This is a genomic window from Janthinobacterium sp. UMAB-56 (assembly GCF_900095265.1).
In the GTDB taxonomy this organism is placed as follows: domain Bacteria; phylum Pseudomonadota; class Gammaproteobacteria; order Burkholderiales; family Burkholderiaceae_D; genus Janthinobacterium.
Map to the genome: position 1 here is coordinate 68,871 of NZ_LT607671.1, position 14,160 is coordinate 83,030.

Consider the following 14,160-nt stretch of genomic DNA (forward strand, 5'->3'; position numbering starts at 1 on the left):
CGGTATTCTCCTTATTTTCCCGGTGCCGAAAAGCCGGGCTCGCCCGGCCCGGGCGGAATGTCTGGGGCGCCGAACAAGATGCTCTGCGGCTGTTCATTGAGCGTGCTCATGGTGGCTTTCAGGGCGCGCATCGAGGAGCGCGCCTCGCCGCTCAGCTCGATTACCTGTGGCAGCACTTCCAGCGACACGCCATTGGCCACCGTTTCCACCGAATTGCCGACCCGGTCGACCGTGCCATTGACCTTGTCGAGCACGCCGCCGGGCGCCTGGATATCGTTGCCCAGCTTTTTCCAGGTGGCCGTCAAGTCCGACACATTCTTGCTGGCCGTGCTGACGGCCGTCAGGGTCTGCCGCGTCTGTTCCGTCAGTTGCGGCAATTGCGTCAGCGTCGGTTCCAGCTGTTGCGGAATGGCACCAAAGGCCTTGGCTGCCTTGCCCACTTCATTGAAAGCGCCCAGCATGGCCGCCTGGTTGTCGGGGCTGAGCAGATTGTTGACCTTGTTGGTGATCTGCTCGGCCTGGTCGAGGATGCGCTTGCCGCGCTTTTCCAGCTGGTCGAGCAAGCCGGCGCGCAGGGGAATCAGCGAAGGCTTGTCCTTGCTTGTTCCCAATAATTTGGAACCCACCTGTTCATCGTCGAGCTGGATGTAGGCGATGCCCGTCACACCCTGGTAGCCGAGGGTGGCAAAGGTGGTGTTGGTGACGGGGGTGTCGGGCGCCACGCTGATGTGCACGAGGATTTGCCCCGCCTTTTGCGTGTCGAAGTCGATGGCGTCGACCTTGCCCACTTCCAGGCCACGGTAGCGCACGGTGGCTTGCGGGTTCAGGCCCGGCACGGACAGGGTGGTGGCCAGCAGGTAAGGCACGCGTTCCACGCGGTCGCGGTTGAACCAGACGCCGAACAGAATGGCCGCCACCAGCAGGGTGAGTGTAAAGAATCCCGTCATCAGGGCATGTGATCTGTTTTCCATTACTTCTCCGCTTTCTTGTCTGTGCCGGCGTCGTCGCCTGGCTGTGCGGCCTTGGCCGCCGCCTGTTTTTCATCGAGGACTGCCAGCGCGCGCTTGCCGCGGTCGCCGAGGAAAAATTGCTTGATGAATGCGTGGTCGAATTCGATCACCTCGCGCGTGGGGCCGATGGCGATCACGTGTTTTTCCGCCAGTACGGCGATGCGCGTGGACAGGGCGAACAGGGTGTCGAGGTCATGCGTGACCATCACCACCGTCAAGCCCAGTTCGCGGTGCAGCGACTGGATCAGGGTGACAAAACTTTCCGACAAGTCCGGGTCCAGGCCTGCCGTGGGTTCGTCGAGGAACAGCAGTTTCGGCTCCAGCGCCAGGGCGCGCGCCAGTGCCACGCGCTTGATCATGCCGCCCGACAAGTCCGACGGCATCTTCAGCGCATGTTCCGGGCCCAGGCCCACCATATTCATTTTCAATAATACCGCGTCGTGCACCAGCGCTTCGGGCAGCACGCGCAATTCGCGCATCGGTTGCGCCACGTTGTCGAACACGGTCAGGGCCGAATACAGGGCGCCTTGCTGGAACAGCATGCCCCAGTGTTGGCGCAGCTGCTGCAACTGGTCGGAGCTTGCTTTGTTAATATCTTCGCCGAAGACTTTGACGCAGCCCCGCGCCGGATGTTCCAGACCCAGCATCTGGCGCAGCAGTACCGTCTTGCCCGTGCCGGAGCCGCCCACGATGGAGAGGATTTCGCCCCGTTCGATTTCCAGGTCCAGGTCCTGGTGCACGACGGTGCGGCCGAACTTGGTCCACAGATTGGTGATTTCCACCACGGGCGCACTGCCATGCAGGTTGAACTGGCCCTCGTTGCCCTCGCTCGCCTTGCAAGCGTTATCGTTGTCCGCCATCAAAAGCCCACTCCATTGAAGACGATGGCAAACACGGCGTCAGCCAGGATCACCACGGTAATGGCCGTGACGACGGCGGTGGTGGTGCCGTGCCCCAGGCTTTCCGTATTGGCCTTGATGCGCAGGCCGAAGTGGCACGAGACGAGGGCGATCAGCATGCCGAAGATGACGCCCTTGCCCAGGCCGATCATATAGTTAGCCAGCGGCACGGCGTCCGGCAGCTTCTGGATGAAGTAGCGCGCCGACAGATTCAATTCCACCTTGGCCGCCACCATGCCGCCGATCAGCGCAGCCGTATCCGTCCAGATGACGAGCAAGGGCATGGAAATGGCCAGGGCCAGCACTTTCGGCATGATCAGACGGAAACCGTGCGAAATGCCCATCACCAGCATGGCGTCCAGTTCTTCCGTGACGCGCATGACGCCCAGCTGCGCCGTGATCGACGAGCCCGAGCGGCCGGCCACGAGGATGGCCGCCAGCAAGGGCCCCAGTTCGCGGATGACGCTCATGCCCAGCAAGTTGACCAGATAAATGTCGCCGCCAAAGGCGCGCAATTGCTGCGCCGACAGGTAGGACAGCACCACGCCGATCAAAAAGCCCACGAGGGCCGTGATGCCCAGCGCCTGGAAGCCTGCATGGAAGATATTGGCGGAAATTTCACGCCACGGACCGCGCATCGGGTGGCGCAAGAAGCGGCCGACATCCAGCGTCACCTGGCCCACCAGGGCAATAAAACCCTTCAAATGTTCGAAAAACAGCAACATGGCCATGCCCAGCTTCATCACGGGCGTGAGGCGGTTGGCGCGCGAGGTCGGGGTTGTCAAAGGGCCCGTTTCTTCGATGCGCCGGAAAAACTCTTCCTGCGACGGCGCCAGGGTCAGCTGCGCGGGGCGCTGCTTGCCCCAGGCATTCCAGAACAGCTGGGCGCCGATATGGTCCATGCTGCCGATGGCTGACAGGTCCCATTGCACTTGGGTGTCGCCCTGCAAGGGCTTGAGTTGGGCGTCGATGGCCTTGATCGCATTGTCATGCGCCAAGGCGTGCACTTGCCAGGCGCCGCTGGCAGTGACGATGGCTCCCTGTTGGGAGCTGGTCTGGGAGAGGGTCAGTTTCGGCGATTGTACAGTCGGCATCATGCCAGTTTAAGGGAGAATGGCGCAGACCGCCACCGCTGTTCAATCGCCGGCCTGTCAGGACGCCAGGTGGCGCGCCTGCCGCTGCGGCAGGGCGACGTCCGGTCGCACCTTGGCGCTGCCAGTACTCACTTCGCCGGGCTTGGTCTGTGCGTTGGCCTGCGCGCCGCCCGCATAGTCGCTGGCCAGCAGGGCATTGGCCTCGGCCGCGCTCATGCCGCGCGTCTGCAGCCATTGCGCCACCAGCTTGGCAAGGCGCTCCATGGCGATGCGGTGGGTGGCGTCCGTGTGGGCGTACAGCCAGTTCGAAAAATCCATGAAGTTTTCAAACGGTGCATCGCCCAGCATCCATTGCACCGTATTGGCAAAGCGGCCCGAGTTGGCCACCAGGTCCCAGTAGCGGGCGAAGCGCACGAGGCGCTGCATGCTCATGAAATCGAGCTGCTTATTGGCCAGGATGGTGTAGGGCGGGTGCGGGTCGAACACCATGCCGTAGTTTTCCGTATGGCGGATGATGGGCGTGCCGCGCAGGCGTTTCAGGATGCCGAACTGGATTTCATGCGGTTTCAACGCCACCAGCTTGTTGAAACCGGTCGCAAAGCTCGCTTCATCCTCGCCCGGCAAGCCGGCGATCAAGTCCACGTGCAGGTGGGCGTTCGATTCCTCGCACAGCCAGCGGATGTTGTCGGCCGCCTTTTGATTGTCTTGCTTGCGGCTGACCAGCGCTTGCACGTCCGGATTGAAACTCTGGATGCCGATCTCGAACTGCAGCGCGCCGGGCGGGAATTTGCTGATGCCTTCTTTCAAGGCGTCGGGCAAGTGGTCGGGCACCAGCTCGAAGTGGGCGTAGATGGGATCGTCCGGATTGGCGGCGATCTTGTCCAGAAAGAACTGCATGATCTTCAAGCTGGTCTTGATATTCAGGTTGAAGGTGCGGTCGACGAACTTGAACAGGCGCGCGCCGCGTGCATGCAAGGACTCCATCTCGGCCAGGAAATTGTCCAGCGCGAAGGGCCAGGCCGTCTTGTCCAGCGCCGACAGGCAGAATTCGCACTTGAACGGGCAGCCACGCGACGCTTCCACGTAAATCGTGCGGTGGCGGATATCGTCGTCTGTATACAAGGAGTAAGGCAGTTGCAGTTCCGCCAGCGGGGCTTGCACGCCGGCATGGATCTTCATCAGCGGCTTCGGTCCGTTGAGGATCTCGCCGCACAGCTTGGGGAAGGTGACGTCGCCCCAGCCCGTGATCAGGTAGTCGGCCAGCTTGACGATTTCTTGTTCGCCCGCCTCGTGCGACACTTCCGGCCCGCCCAGCACGATGATGACTTCAGGCGCCACGCGCTTGAGCATGGCCACCAGTTTCGTGGTTTCTTCGACGTTCCATATATAGACGCCAAAACCGATGATGCGCGGTTTGTTGACGAGGATGCGCTCGACCAGTTCCGTGGTTTTCGTGCCGATGACGAATTCCTGCAGCCGCGTCTGCGCTTGCAACGGCCCCATATTGGCCAGCAAATAGCGCAATCCCAGCGAAGCGTGGGTGTAGCGGGCATTCAGGGTGGAGAGCAGGATGGTCATGAGAGGCGATTGAAACGGCTAAAGCGCTATTTTACGCTGTCGTGACATTGGTGCGCTGCGGCCGCAAATGCCATGTTACCATTTGTCAATAATTACTAACTTGGCAATGCTGCGGCAGGGCAACAAGGGGATACACGGTGCTGGTGAAGAAAGTACTCAATAACAAGGTCCTGCTCGGCTCACTTGCCGGGGTGGCGCTGGTGGCGGCTGCGCTGGTCGGCTACCGGCTCTTCGGCTGGGGCATGCTGGGGCCGGTCAACAGTCTGAAACTCGATTTGTCGCGCCCCGACGCGTTGGTGCGGACGAAAAGCCTGTCAACCTTGCCGCGCGACCTGCTGACGGTGCCGCTGGCGCGCGATGTGCTGCGCGAGGATTTCCTGTTCTATTACGAGCAAAGCGAAGACCGGCTGGGGCTCAAGGGCAGCTTGCGTCGCATCGCCTATGAACATGCGCTGGGATGGGGCGACCAGTTGCTGCGCATGGTGCTGGACCAGCCGGCGGAAGTGGCCCTGTGGCGCGACGCCGATGGCTCGCTCAAGCATTTCGCCATCGCCGTGTCGCGCAGCCAGTTGACGCGCCTGCTCGAGGAAGCGGGCAAGATCGCCTTGAAGGATACGCAAATGCGCGTGGCCGGCAGTTTGCGCGTCGATGGCGGCCAGGTGCCCGTGTATGCGCTCAATTACGCCTACCAGCGCACCTTGCTGTTTGCCGCGCACGGCCAGCGCCTGGTCATCCTGTCGCATCCCGGCATGCTGTATGGCGGCAGCGAGGGCAAGGATGGCGATGGCACGGCCGAGAAAACCGTGGCCAGCCTGCTGGCGCCGGAGCCGGCCAAACAGAACGTCTTTCATGCGCAGTTCCATCTCGACAGCGCCGCGCCCGAGGGGCACAGCATCGCCGTCAAGGCGGACTTCCTGTCGTTCGGCTACCAGCCTTTCTTTGGCGCGCTCGAAGCGCTGCGTTTCGATTTTCAAAAGGGCGCCTGGCAGTCCAAGGTGCTGCTCAATGCCGATAAACTGAAAAACGGTGGGTATGACAGCAGCGCTCTGTGGCCGCTGCTGCCGCACAGTCCCAGCGCCTGCTTCAGCGTGCCGGTGGACTGGGCCGCGCTGCAGCCCGTGCTCAAGCGTATGGGAAGCAAGACCTCCGAGCCGGTGTTGCCGCTGGCCGGGCACTTGCAAGGGCCGGCTGCCGCCTGCTGGTATGGCACATCACGGCTGCATACGCCTGTATTTGTCGCCACCCGCCATTCTGATGCTGGCGATGAGGCTTTGTATGCAAGCCTGTTCGAGGCGGCCATCGGCGGCCAGGACCCCGTGCGCAAGACTACCGGCAAGGATAGTCAAGGTGAGTTCGTGCGCTGGGAGCGCAGCGTCGCCACGGCACTGGGCCAGTCCACGCCGGCGCTGGCCGTGGCTGGCAATACCGTCGTCTTTTCCGCCGACGGCAAGCTGGTGGACCAGGTGCTGGCCGTGCGCCGCAAGCAGGCGCCGGCCGCCAGCGACCTGCTGCCCGATGCTGCGCATACCATCGGCCTGATCGCGCCGGCGTCGCTGGCCCGGCTGATCCAGCTGGAAGCCTTCGATACCTTGCCGGCGAATAATGAACCGGTACTGCGCGCAGCTGCCAATGAACACCTGGTGCCGCGCCTGAATGCCTTGAAAAAATATCCGCCGCTGCGCATGGTGCTCAAGCGGCAGCCAGCCAGCGGCACCGCATGGGAAACGCTGGAATGGCAGGAGACTGCACGATGACGGTGCTGCATGCGCGCCGTGCCGCCTTGCGCTGGCTGGGCGCCTGCGCCGCCACCGCGCTTGTGCCCCCGGCATGGGCCTTGCGCGCGGCCGCCGAAACGCAAGTGCGGCTGTCGCAAGCCCAGAGCCGCGCCTTCCAGGCCTGGATGCTGCGCATCGTCAATGCGCAGGTCGAACGTGGGCCGTCGCCGCGCTGGACGCACCGCGATTGCGCCGGCCTGGTGCGCTTTGCCGTCAACGAGGCATTGACCGTGCATGACGCGAAGTGGCTGCATGCGAATGGTATTGCCAGCGACCGGCGCCTGCCGCCCGAACTCGAGCTCGATGCGCGCCAGGCGGCCTTGCGCAACCGCTGGGTGCAAACGGGCGGCAAGGTCGGCCACTTCGTCACGGCGCTGGCGCTGGTGCAGCACAACAGCCGGTTCATCGCCCGCGAAGTCAGCCAGGCGCTGCCCGGCGATCTGCTGTTTTTCGACCAGGGCGATGAACAGCACCTGATGGTCTGGATGGGGGCGCGCATCGCCTACCACACCGGCACCGTCACACCTGACGACAATGGTCTGCGGACCGTCGATATCAAAGAACTTACGAGCTGGAAGGACACGCGGTGGCAACCTTTGGTCAACAATCCGAATTTCGCCGGTGTGTTCCGGCTGGCGTTCTTGTCATGAAGCTGCTATTTGCCAGCCTGCTGGCGCTGTTCATGCTGGGCAGTGCCGCCGCGCAGCAGCGCGAGTCCAGCAACGAGTCCAGCAACTACGCCACCTTCAAGGGCGAACCCTTTTTTCTGCTGTCGGACGCCAGCTACGGCAGCAGCGACGAGTCGCGCGTGCGGCTCGAAGTACCCGGCCGCGATATGGGGCGCATGAACCTGGAAGCGTATTCCGGCGCCGACATCGTCGTCTACCGCGTGCCAGAACCGATGGAGTTCCTGAAAAAGCAGCGCAATCTGCACCGCATCCAGGTCGAAGGTAATTACCAGGGCGAGGGCCTGGCCAACACCTTGAGCTTTCTGTGGGATAGCTGGTGGAAGCAGTCGCGCCTGGCCTGGCGCAAGCTGTTCTCCGGCGAGGCGCGCCGCGCGGTCACCAAGGAACAGCCGCAGCTGGCGACGAATGACGCGATCCGCCGGCCGACCGTGTTCGCCAACCATCCGCAGTACAAGCCGATCAAGGGCATGGAGCTGGTTGACAGCTTTCGCTATCCGATCTGGCAGGCCAAGGCCATCACACCGCCGAAAGGCGTCAAGCTCGATGGGTCGAGCAGCGATTTCATCGTCGCCGGCGCCGGTAACGTGATGATCCCTCTGGGCAAGCGCAAGCCAGGCCTGTACCTGATCGAGGCCATCATCGGCGAGCACCGCGCCACCACCCTGGTGTTCGTGTCGGACACGGTGGCCGTCACCAAGGTATCGTCCGGCCAGATGCTGGTGTGGACGGCGCGGCGCGATACCAGCGCTGCCGTTGCCGGTGCCAGCGTGGCGTGGACCGACGGCACCGGCGTGCTGCAGTCGGCCATCACGGGTGCCGACGGCGTCGCCTCGCTCGAACGCGGCAGCCCGGAACACACCTATGTGCTGGGCCAGGATCGCGCCGGGGGTGTGTTCGTGTCCGAGAATTTTTACTATGACAGCGAGATCTATAACACCAAGATTTATGCGCTGACCGATCGGCCACTGTACCGGCCCGGCGACGAAGTCAACGTCAAGTTTTTGGGGCGCGAATTTACTTCGGCGCGCGCATCGCAGGCGGCGACCAGCGCACCGCTCAGCCTCACCGTGCTCAATCCGAACGGCACGCCACTACTGACGCAAACGCTGCAGCTGTCCGGCGAGACGGGCGCAGACACGCGCTTCCGCCTGCCCACGGAAGCCACCGCCGGTGGCTATGAACTGCGCTTCAACTACAAGGATGGCGTGTATGGCGCGGCCTTCCGCGTGGCCGAATACATCAAGCCGCACTTTGAAATCAACGTCCAGCCATCGACACCGGAATTCAAGACGGGCGAAGCAGTCAAGGGCAGCATCGCGCTGCGCTACCCGGATGGCAAGCCGGTGAAAAACGCGAAGATGACCCTGTCGCTGCGCAGCCAGCAAAACACCATGGTCGAGGGGGAGCTGCGTTACAGCGGCCTGTTCCCGGTGGCCTTGAAGACTGAGGAAGTGACGAGCGATGGCAGTGGCAATGTGGACTTCACCTTGCCGCCCGCCGCCGATCCGTCGCGCTACATATTGACCGTGCTGGCGACCGATGGCGCGGCTTACCGCGTCAAGGCGACGCGCGAGCTGATGATAGAACGCTCGAGCAGCAGCTACCAGTTGAAGGCCACGCGCCAGTTTTCCGATCCTGGCCAGGCCGTGCATTTCGACCTGGTGGCCAATGGCCAGGGCGCGGCGAAGCCCGTGCGCTGGCAGATGGTGCAGCTGGAAAAACAGAGCAAGACCGAAGGTGCGTTCGATCCGGCTGCCAAGGGATGGGATGTGACATTCCCGGCATCGGGCTCGTATCAGCTGGCGCTGCGCGATGAACGCGGCAACCTGCTGGCAGCAGCCAGCCACTGGGTCGCCGGCGATGGCGTGCAGACCACGCCGGGCAGCATCGAGATCGTGCTGGACCGCGCCCGCTATCGTCCGGGTGACACCGCCGAGGCCTTGATCACTTTCTCGGACAAGGTCGACCAGGCGCTGTTGACGCTCGAACGCGACAAGGTGGAACATCATGGCTTGATGGCCGGCGCTGCTGATTGGTATCAGGCGAAGCGCGTGGCGCCGCGGCAGTGGCGCGTACGCATTCCCGTCAGGGAGGAGCACGGCCCGAACATGACCTTCTCGGTGGCGTACACACGCAATGGCGACTTCGTGTTCGAGAACGCCGGCCTGCAAGTGATCGAGCCGCGCATCGCACTGCAGTTCAAGAGCGACAAGGAGGTCTACCAGCCGGGCGAGAAAGTAACCCTGGACGTCAGGGCGAGCCTGGACGGCAAGCCCCTAAGCACCCTGGTGGCGCTGGGCGTGGTCGATGAAATGATTTATGTGCTGCAGCCGGAAATCGCGCCGGACATCGGCGACTTTTTCTACCACCCGCGCCGCAACAACGTGCGCACCACTGCCAGCCTGTCTTTCATCAGTTACGACATGGCGCAGGGGCGCACTGCCGGTGCGCCCGCGCGCCACAACTACAACGAGCGTGGCGTCAAGGTGCTGGAGCGTCCGCGCCGCGACAATATCGACACCGCTTATTGGGGGCCATCGCTGAAGACCGACGCGAATGGCAACGCGCGCGTGAGTTTCACCATGCCCGACGCGCTGACCCGCTGGCGCATCACGGGCCGCGCGATGGATGCGCAGGGGCGCGTGGGCCAGCGTACCGCCTATCTGCGCTCGGACAAAAACTTCTACGCCAAGTGGACCGCGCCGGACTGGATGCGCGCCGGCGATGCGCCACGCGCCTCGGTGGCCGTGTTCAACCAGACTGGCAAGGAGCAGGCGCTCGACGTCGTTCTCTCAGGCGGCGCGCAGCCGAAGACGGAAAAACTGTCCGCCAAGCCGGGCGTGAACTATGTCGAATTCCCGCTCGCTCCAGGGGCAGGGCCTCTGCGCCTGGAAGTAAAACAGAACGGAAAACTGGTCGACTCGCTCGACACGGCCCTGCAAACCTTGCCCGCTGCCTGGAGCAGCCCGCGTACGCTGGTGCTGCCGCTCGATGCTGCCACTAGTGAACTCGCGCTCAAGCTGCCGGCGGACGCGCGCAATATCCGCGTCTCGTTCGCGCAAGGCGCAGCCAGCCAGTTCGCGCGCATCGCCGATGACCTGATCGACTATCCGTATGGCTGCGTGGAGCAGACGGCCAGCCGCTTGATTCCGCTGGCGCTGGCCACGCAAAGCCTGGGGCCGGACGCCGGCGCGGCAAGCGAACGCCTGCAAACGCTGCTCACGGCGCAGCGCCTGCGGTTGGTTTCCATGGCCGGCCCGAATGCCGTCTTCGGCTGGTGGGGCAATGCCACGGCCGGTAATGCCTTGATGACGGCCTACGCCTATTACGCCGACTGGTACGCGGCGCGCGCGCTGCGCATCGAGCTGCCGCCCGAGCACTGGAACAAGCTGCTGGCCGTCTACAGCGAACATGGTTTGAAGGACGCGATGGGCGACCGCGCGCTGGTGTTGTGGATGGCGCGCGAGATGGGCCTGCCCACGCAGACACTGGCAGCTGGCCTGGTGGATGATAGCGCGCTCGCCGTCCTGGGCGGCAAGCCGCGCCTGGCGGGCGACAGCGGCAGCCTTCTGCTGGGCGCAGCCCCTGATCGCGAAGCGCAAGCGATGAGCCTTGGCCTGGTGGCGCTGGTCGGCAGCCAGAATGGCATCGGCCTGCCTTCGGCGTTGCAGCAGCAGGTCGCCGATTCCTGGCAGGTACTGCGCGCGTCGAAAGCCCCGGTGGCACAGGCCCTGCTGATGCTGGCCGGCGAAGTGCCGCCATCGCAGGCCGACGCGGTGCTGGCCGGCGTGCGCGCCGAGATGCCGACCCTGGACCGCGCGATGACCTTGCTGTGGGTGCAAAAGAAGCTGGGCGGCGCATCGTTCGGCAAGGGACCCGCCGTGGCGCTGGACGGTGCATGGCAAAGACGCGACAGCCGCAGCGGCCAGCCGCTCTGGCGCTGGACGGACACCAGGAGTAGTCCCGATAAATTGCGTCTCGCCGCATCGACTCCGGCACCGGCCGGCACGTTGGCCGTGGTGCAGTACGAGAGCCATGCCGTCGAAACGCAGACCCTGCCGGTCACCGTCGAACGTCGCATCCTGCGCATGAAGGCGGGCAAGGGGGGCTACACGACGGAGCTGGTCAAGCCAGGGGAAGCGCTCAACACGGACGCGCTATACCTCGATGAAATCACCTTGCAAGCGGCGCCGGGCGCGAAACACCGCTTTGGCTTGCTGGAAGTGGCGCTGCCGCCAGGTGCCATGGTCGACTCGACCACCTGGGGCATGGTCATGGCGGGCGACAAGCCTGCCGCGCTGGAGCGCGCTCGCCACACGGAGCGCCGCGATGGCTATGCCGTGCCGATCGAGCCTTTGGCCGGCGAGGTGACGGTGCGTCATTTGATTCGCTTTGCGCAGAAGGGGAGTTATGTGTTGCCGCCGGCGCGCTTTTACCGCATGTACCAGCCGGAGCAGAAAGCCTTCGAGGGCGGCGGCAAGAGTACGCGCGCGCTGAAGGTCGAGTGATGCGCGTGATACGTCCTGCATTGATGGTGACCCTGTTGTGGGCAGTGCCCGCCTGGTCTGCATCGCTGGATGTGGCCTGGTGGCGCGATGGCAAGACGGAGGTGCGGCAGTTGCGCCAGGGTGGCGCGCCACCGCCCCCGTTTGACGGCACGCGGCAGGTGCCGCTGGCCAGCCTGTGGAAGCTGTTCGTGTATGTCTATGCGACGGATAACAAGGTGGCGATGCCGGACTACCGCTGCGGCGGCCGCGATCCGGAAGAAGTGTATTGCTGCGATGCGGGCCAGAGCATCGGCCACGACGCGGCGCTGGCACAGTCCTGCGGCCCATTTTTTTCGCCCAGGCGTTTGATGATCGCGCCCGCTTCATGGCGCCAGTACTGGACCGACCGCCTGGGCGCGGCGCCCGCAGGGGACTTTGCCTGGCTGGCGGATCCCGCACAACTGGCGCCGGCGCGCATGGTGCGCCTGGACAGCCTGCTGCGTGCGCTGGACAGCATCCCGGCCGCCAGCCGCCAGGACGCCGAAGCGGCGCTGCTGCGCGTGGTGCTGGATGGGCGTGGTGGGCGTGGCGCTGGTACGGCGCGCTGGTTCGGTAGTCAGTTGCGCGTGAAAACGTATTCGTGGCACCAGGCGGGCGGACGGATAGGTGGCGCGGCCGGCTGGCTGGCCGATGGCACGCCGATCTGGTTTGGCGGCGCGGGTGGCAGCAGCAATGTCTTTGAACAGTGGGCCCCCAGGCTGGCCGCCAGCTTGCCGAAAGTCGGTGCGGCCGATGATGGCGGCTGCGTGGTGGTCGATTACTTCAAGCGCTATCCGATTCGCGCCGTGCGCGGCGAACGTGGCGTGGCCGTACCCGGGCCGCTGAATGGCCGCTACCATGTGCAATTCGAGAATGGCCAGAACCTCGCCTTGCGAAGCACCGGCGAGTTGATGCTGCTGCAAGAGAAGGGCGGCCGTCCGCAATTGCGTGGCCGCTTCGGCGTCAATGAATATGTGGCGCGGGTGCTCGACCGCGAAGCGAATGCTGGCGAGCCGGAAGCGGCCAAGGCGCTGGCGATTGCCGCGCGCACGTATCTGCAGCAGAACGCGGTGACCGTGGCGGGCTGCCAGCAGATCGCCGACAGCAGCGCGACCCAGCGCGTCAGCCCCAGCCCCGCCACGCCGGCGGCGCTGGCGATTGCGCGCTGGACCGACCAGTTGATCGTCGATGGCGTCACTGTGCGCTATCACGGCAATCAGGCGGCCGAGGGGACCATGGCGTGGAGCGAGGCGGTGCGCCAGGCCAAACAGGGCAAGCACTATGATGAATTGCTGGCGGCGGCCTATCCCGGCGGGGCGCTGAGCACCTTTGGCAACGCCGGTGCGCGTTGCCGTCGCCTGGCGCAGAACGAGGATTGGCTGGCGCGGTCCGTACCGCGCTGGCAGCGCGTGCTGCTGCGCGAGGCCGGTTACGAGGCGCCGCTGCAGGCGCCGCTGGTCTGTGCCCTGTCCAGTGGCGCGCCGTATTCGGAACAGTCGCGCAACCGCATCTTCATGCGCCCGCTGGCCACGCGCGAAGACCGCATCACCTTGGCCCATGAATATTTACACCTAGGCCTGCGCCGCCATCCGCGCGGCCAGGACGAAGAATATGTCGAGCGGCTGGCCCGTCGGCTCGTCGACCTTAATCTGGAGGCCCTGTGAGTTTTTTTATCCGTTGCGCTATTCCGCTAATGCTATTGCCCCTCTGGGCGCAGGCCCAGGTCACCATCGATGCGCCAAAAGCCGGCTGGCGCAATTCGGCCGGCGTGCGCGAGGGCTACACGCAAGCAGTCAATTATCCCGCCGCGTCGGTTAACCTGCAGCCGGGCCAGGCCGAGACGGCGCAGATACGGGGACGCATCGCGGGCGCCCTCAAGGGCAAACCCGCCACCCTTGTGGTCAACGGGGTGGCAATGCCGATGGAAGTGGGCGAGGACGGCAGCTATGGCCGCCCCTATGGCTTTGGCAGCGGCTCGAACAGCGTGGAAGTGCGCTCGCCGGATGGCCGGAGCCGCGCGCGCACCCAGTTTGTCGACAGCTACCAGGGCAAGACCCAGGCGCGCTTGCGTATCGTGCTGTCCTGGGACAGTGCAGGCACCGACCTCGATCTGCATGTGGTCACGCCGGACGGTGGCCACGCCTGGTACGGCAATCGCGTATTGAAAGATGGTGGCGCGCTGGATGTGGACGTGACCACCGGCTATGGCCCGGAAATCTTTTCCAGCGCGGCGCCCCTGAAGGGCAATTATCACGCCTATGTGAATTACTACGGCAGTGGCGAGAACAGCGCCATGCTGACCGTCGCCCGCCTGTCGATCATCACCAACGAAGGCACGCCGCGCGAAAAGCTGCAGAGCTTCCAGGTGCCGATGCGGGCCGCTGGCGAACTGACCCTGGTGAAATCATTCGTCTTGCCATAAATGGCACTTGCGGACACGCTGTTGCTTGGCTATAATTCGCCCCCTCGCTGAACGACGCATGCAAATGCCGAGTAAAGCAGGGTGAAAAAGAAGGTTGACGAAATTCTGCAAACGCTTCATACTCTTCCTTCTTCGCAGCTGACAAACACAACGCTTTGTCGATAGCG

Annotated in this window: 9 protein-coding genes; 5 read left to right on the plus strand and 4 right to left on the minus strand. The window is 64.1% G+C overall.

The features are described from left to right. Positions 1-11: 11 nt before the first annotated feature. The 4 genes from K0F85_RS26090 to K0F85_RS26105 are packed head-to-tail and all read right to left on the minus strand — an operon-like array spanning position 12 to position 4,581. Positions 12-971, minus strand: coding sequence for an MlaD family protein (locus K0F85_RS26090; RefSeq protein WP_219118755.1), 960 nt, complete (start codon positions 969-971; stop codon positions 12-14). Further along, on the minus strand, positions 971-1,870 hold the full coding sequence (locus K0F85_RS26095) for an ABC transporter ATP-binding protein (protein WP_219118756.1): 900 nt from the start codon (positions 1,868-1,870) through the stop codon (positions 971-973). The genes K0F85_RS26090 and K0F85_RS26095 overlap by 1 nt, the downstream gene beginning before the upstream one ends. Beyond that, entirely contained in the window at positions 1,870-3,003 is a 1,134-nt protein-coding gene (locus K0F85_RS26100; protein ID WP_219118769.1) for an ABC transporter permease, read from the minus strand. The genes K0F85_RS26095 and K0F85_RS26100 overlap by 1 nt, the downstream gene beginning before the upstream one ends. Before the next feature lie 57 nt (positions 3,004-3,060). Next, positions 3,061-4,581 carry a B12-binding domain-containing radical SAM protein gene (locus K0F85_RS26105; RefSeq protein ID WP_219118757.1) on the minus strand — a complete coding sequence of 507 codons (1,521 nt, stop codon included), beginning with the start codon at positions 4,579-4,581 and terminating at the stop codon, positions 3,061-3,063. Between the two features lie 143 nt (positions 4,582-4,724). Between K0F85_RS26105 and K0F85_RS26110 the strand changes: the two genes are divergently transcribed. From K0F85_RS26110 to K0F85_RS26130, 5 genes are read left to right on the plus strand one after another with little or no spacing between them, the layout of a single operon-like run. Continuing rightward, positions 4,725-6,335: a DUF2138 family protein gene (locus K0F85_RS26110; protein ID WP_219118758.1), complete on the plus strand. Its 1,611-nt coding sequence runs from the start codon at positions 4,725-4,727 to the stop codon at positions 6,333-6,335. Then, positions 6,332-7,006, plus strand: a complete 675-nt coding sequence (locus K0F85_RS26115; RefSeq protein WP_257638176.1) for a DUF1175 family protein — start codon at positions 6,332-6,334, stop codon at positions 7,004-7,006. Before K0F85_RS26110 ends, K0F85_RS26115 begins: the two co-directional genes overlap by 4 nt. Next, a complete protein-coding gene (locus K0F85_RS26120) occupies positions 7,003-11,553 on the plus strand; it encodes an alpha-2-macroglobulin (protein ID WP_219118760.1) in 4,551 nt (1,516 codons plus the stop codon). The genes K0F85_RS26115 and K0F85_RS26120 overlap by 4 nt, the downstream gene beginning before the upstream one ends. Then, positions 11,553-13,235: a DUF2300 domain-containing protein gene (locus K0F85_RS26125; protein WP_219118761.1), complete on the plus strand. Its 1,683-nt coding sequence runs from the start codon at positions 11,553-11,555 to the stop codon at positions 13,233-13,235. Before K0F85_RS26120 ends, K0F85_RS26125 begins: the two co-directional genes overlap by 1 nt. A 29-nt stretch (positions 13,236-13,264) precedes the next feature. After that, entirely contained in the window at positions 13,265-13,993 is a 729-nt protein-coding gene (locus K0F85_RS26130; protein WP_219118762.1) for a YfaP family protein, read from the plus strand. Positions 13,994-14,160: the final 167 nt, after the last annotated feature.

What these genes read in the sequence shown, in the direction of transcription:
- K0F85_RS26090 (WP_219118755.1), bottom strand. Translation starts at nt 971, where the DNA reads ATGGAAAACAGATCACATGCCCTGATGACGGGATTCTTTACACTCACC.
- K0F85_RS26095 (WP_219118756.1), bottom strand. Translation starts at nt 1,870, where the DNA reads ATGGCGGACAACGATAACGCTTGCAAGGCGAGCGAGGGCAACGAGGGC.
- K0F85_RS26100 (WP_219118769.1), bottom strand. Translation starts at nt 3,003, where the DNA reads ATGCCGACTGTACAATCGCCGAAACTGACCCTCTCCCAGACCAGCTCC.
- K0F85_RS26105 (WP_219118757.1), bottom strand. Translation starts at nt 4,581, where the DNA reads ATGACCATCCTGCTCTCCACCCTGAATGCCCGCTACACCCACGCTTCG.
- K0F85_RS26115 (WP_257638176.1), top strand. Translation starts at nt 6,332, where the DNA reads ATGACGGTGCTGCATGCGCGCCGTGCCGCCTTGCGCTGGCTGGGCGCC.
- K0F85_RS26120 (WP_219118760.1), top strand. Translation starts at nt 7,003, where the DNA reads ATGAAGCTGCTATTTGCCAGCCTGCTGGCGCTGTTCATGCTGGGCAGT.
- K0F85_RS26125 (WP_219118761.1), top strand. Translation starts at nt 11,553, where the DNA reads ATGCGCGTGATACGTCCTGCATTGATGGTGACCCTGTTGTGGGCAGTG.
- K0F85_RS26130 (WP_219118762.1), top strand. Translation starts at nt 13,265, where the DNA reads ATGCTATTGCCCCTCTGGGCGCAGGCCCAGGTCACCATCGATGCGCCA.